Consider the following 3,942-nt stretch of genomic DNA (forward strand, 5'->3'; position numbering starts at 1 on the left):
ATGGCTGAGGTCTCCGCGTCGGACGCGCCTACCGAAGGCACGAAATATGGGAGCGGCTCAAGCACCGGTGCGCCCGACTACCCACACGGAACGAGAAGGGACCTTTTTTTTGCAGATGACAAAACCCCGAAGATTTCCACCGACCTCGCGGAGTTGAACTCGGCAATCCAAAAGGCACCACCCTGTCATGTTTTTGCGCAAGACACGGTGCGACAGAAAACGGTTTCTGTTAACTCTAACGAGACAACATCTGGGGGTGATTTCGAAAGCCCCGCGCCATGTTTCGCGGCACATATGGATGTTCCAATCCATCTCGCAGGGCGTGTCGTCGGTGCGTTAAGAGTCATCGACACAGAGTCGAGATCTTGGTCCACAGAAGATATTCGGCAACTGAAGTCTTTTGCCGCACTTGTCGACGACCAGATAGAATTTGGCGAACTTCTCAGACAATCTCAGCGCGTCGCAGTCGAATTGTCGGACTTGCAGGTTGAGGCGTTGCAGGTCAGCCAAGAGAAAACGGATTGCATCGACTCGGTTAAGCATGAGGTTGCCAGTCCGCTCACGGCAATCTTCGGCTATACCGACTTGATGCTTGAAACGAGCACAACGCCAGAGCAAGACCGTTATCTCAAAAATGTGCAAACTGCGGCTGAACGGCTATCCGGAGTGATAGATCATGCTCTGGACCCTCCAACGACCGAAACCGATGTAATAGTCATGGTCAAAGCGCCATTTTGCCTCATCACGCTTCTTGAGGCGGCGAGTTCGATTGTCCAGCTATCGGCGCAGGACAAAGCCATAGATCTGTGCATCGAGGTTGATCCAAACCTTCCCGACACGCTGCTCGGCGACGAGCCGCGGTTGCACCAAGTGCTTTTGAACCTTCTCGTAAACGCGATCAAATTCACGTCTGAGGGAACCGTCACGATGCGCGTTTCGCGCGACGCGGCGGGCCGTGATGCCGTCCGTTTCGAGGTGGTCGATACAGGCATCGGGATCGACGTGGAAAATCAAAAGCGGATCTTCGAAAGGGGTGCACAGGCGACCGCATCAACTCAGGGCGAATTTGGCGGAAGTGGGTTAGGCCTTTCCATATCCCAAACGCTGGTCGGGCTGATGGGCGGCACTCTCGGGGTCGAGAGCGATCCGGGGCACGGTGCGACCTTCTGGTTCACCGTGACACTTCCGATCCCTTCAACACCTCAGAACTCGGCGGCGTGATGGACAACGGTTCAGTGATTGCGACGCCGGGGTCACCTCGTCATGCACCAGGCAAGACAGCTTCACCCGATGGTCAAATCCAAACGTTGAAAACATCAACAAATGACACAGGACATACTGTACACATGAATGAGGCCATATTGACGAATGAGAATGAGTTTGATTGGCTACCCGCCCCGCTTCACCCGAATGAAGGCGCGCGGATGCGGGAATTGCTCTCGCTTGATCTACTCAACACGTCTGACGCCAGCCTTGACCAGGTTACCCGACTGGCCGCGCGTGTCTTCGACGTGCCGATTGCCCATATCGGGCTGCCAAGCGGCGACAAGAACTGGATCAAGGCCGGCGTCGGAATCGATATACCGTCATGCGACCGCGTGATGTCGTTCTGCGGTCACGCCATCCACGAGCCCGATATGCTGGTGGTCGAGGATACGTGGCACGATCCACGGTTTGCCAATCACCCGATGGTCCGAGGGTCCGCAAACATCCGATTTTACGCTGGTGCCGTCATTCGGGGGCGACATGATGAACCGCTCGGAACCTTTTGCCTTGTCGATACCGAACAACGGATATTTTCCGAAGAGGATCGCGTCAAGCTGCGCCATTTCCGCGACATCGCGCAAGACCAGATGGTGGATTTCGGGGCGAAACGCAAGAAGTTCGAAGGGGCTGTGCACCACGCAAAACAGGACGAAGTCACCGGCCTTCTGAACGAGGCCGGCCTGCAGGAGCGGCTGGATCAGGCCGTGCAATGGGCGCAAAGCGGCGACGGATCGGGCTTCAGCGTGCTTGTCATGAAAATCGTGAAGTTTACTGATATCAAACGCGGACGCGGTCCCGCGATCACAAAAGCTGTGCTTGAGACGGCCGGGCGCACATTGGCAAAAACCCTCGCGAGAGGGTGCATCCATGGCCGCTGGCGTGAGGATGTGTTCCTGACCATCGTGCCTTATGCCGCGCCGGGTGATGAGCTGATCGACCTCGCAAGAAGGGTGATTAGCGCTTTCAGTACCAAATTTGAGGTTAAGGGTGAAGTGATGCCGGTGCGCGTGCATGTCGGTATGAGTCGATTTCCTGCCGACGGTCAGGAAGGCCAAGCACTCGCTGACGCAGCCGAGCACGCGATCGCGGATTTTAGTGCGAAAAACCTGAGCAATTTCGCACTGGCCGACCAAAACCTAAACACGGCCATGACGGAGCGACTTGATTTGGAAAAACGCCTGCGTCTGGCAATCCACGAGGAAAAACTGACCGTGGTTTACCAACCAAAGATCAATGTCCGGGGCGAACACTTCTGCGAGGCCGAAGCGCTCGTGCGCTGGACCGATCCGGAACTGGGAGCGGTTCCCCCTGATCGGTTCATCCCGATTGCGGAAACCGCTGGCCTTATTGACGCCCTGGGCGCATTCGTCTTGAAGAAAGCTTGCGAAGACGCGGTAACCTGGGACCCAGATACGCGGGGCAAGTCAAGCGTCGCGGTGAACGTGTCCGTGATGCAGATCGAGAACCCCGCGTTTCTTGATACCTTGCGTGAAGTGCTGGACCAGACCGGTCTCGCGCCGGATCGGCTGATCCTGGAACTCACCGAAAGCACATTGATGACAAACGCCAGCGGGATAAGGGACGAAATGTCTGTTATTGCCGCGCTCGGGGTTCGTTTTGCCATCGACGATTTTGGCACCGGCTATGCCAATTTCAATTATCTGCGTGACCTGCCGATCCACAGCCTCAAGATCGATAAGACATTCGTCGACAACATCACCGAACACGATAACCACGCGCGCATTTGCCATGCGATGGTGACGCTTGGCCGAACACTCGATCTCGAGGTGGTGGCCGAAGGAGTGGAAACCAGCGAACAGGCGATTTTCCTGAAAGCCTACGGGTGTGGCCAGCTTCAGGGGTTTCACTTCAGCATGCCGCTTTGCAACGACGACTTTCGCAAATTTGTCCGGACGCGAAACGAAAGTGCACCGATATGAACGCCCTGGCCCTGGTCTCGCTTCAAGACCTCAGAACCCGGTGCCTCGATGATCAGTAACAAACCAATCACGACAGCAGCGTCGCAGCACCACGTACAGGATGAAACCGCCATAACCAGTGCCCAGATAAAGACACTGAAAAATTTAGCAGACCATACAAGAGACATAGTGCAAGTGGATCAACTTTTACTGACGGATCAAAGGTGCTCCGGTAATTGGCTGCACGCCCTGTCGGGTCCGGATGAAGCCGCGCGGATCATAGAGATCGATTCTCTTGATTTGCTCAACACCTCTGACCCAAATCTTGGCAGGTTAACCCGATTGGCGGCGCGTGTCTTTACCGTGCCAATGGCACATATCGGGTTACCAAGCGGCGACAAAAACTGGATCATGGCCGGCCTTGGGATGGACAACGGGTTGTACGACCGTGAGGCGTCATTTTGCGGCCATGCCATCCATGAGCCCGATATGTTGGTCGTACCGGACACACTGTGCGATGAACGATTTGCCAATCACCCGATGGTAGCCGGGCCATCTAATATCAGATTTTACGCAGGCGCGGTTATCAGAGGACAAAACCTGGAACCTTTGGCAAGCTTTTGTATCCTCGATACCGAGCCTCGAACATTTTCGGTCCCTTCTCGTTCCGTGTGGGTAGTCGGGCGCACCGGTGCTTGAGCCGCTCCCATATTTCGTGCCTTCGGTAGGCGCGTCCGACGCGGAGACCTCAGCCATC

3 protein-coding genes are annotated in these 3,942 nt (G+C 55.7%); all 3 read left to right on the forward strand.

Features of this window, described 5'->3' with window-relative positions; translation table 11 throughout:
* The coding region (locus V8352_RS21385; protein ID WP_336426279.1) for a sensor histidine kinase at positions 1-1,221 on the forward strand (1,221 nt) is incomplete at its 5' end.
* Between the two features lie 125 nt (positions 1,222-1,346).
* Positions 1,347-3,206 carry a putative bifunctional diguanylate cyclase/phosphodiesterase gene (locus tag V8352_RS21390; RefSeq protein ID WP_336426280.1) on the forward strand — a complete coding sequence of 620 codons (1,860 nt, stop codon included), beginning with the start codon at positions 1,347-1,349 and terminating at the stop codon, positions 3,204-3,206.
* Positions 3,207-3,254: 48 nt separating this feature from the next.
* Positions 3,255-3,884 carry a GAF domain-containing protein gene (locus V8352_RS21395; protein ID WP_336426281.1) on the forward strand — a complete coding sequence of 210 codons (630 nt, stop codon included), beginning with the start codon at positions 3,255-3,257 and terminating at the stop codon, positions 3,882-3,884.
* Positions 3,885-3,942 lie beyond the last annotated feature (58 nt).

Source organism: Roseovarius sp. D0-M9 (assembly GCF_037083805.1).
Lineage (GTDB): Bacteria > Pseudomonadota > Alphaproteobacteria > Rhodobacterales > Rhodobacteraceae > Roseovarius.

What these genes read in the sequence shown, in the direction of transcription:
- V8352_RS21390 (WP_336426280.1), top strand. Translation starts at nt 1,347, where the DNA reads ATGAATGAGGCCATATTGACGAATGAGAATGAGTTTGATTGGCTACCC.
- V8352_RS21395 (WP_336426281.1), top strand. Translation starts at nt 3,255, where the DNA reads ATGATCAGTAACAAACCAATCACGACAGCAGCGTCGCAGCACCACGTA.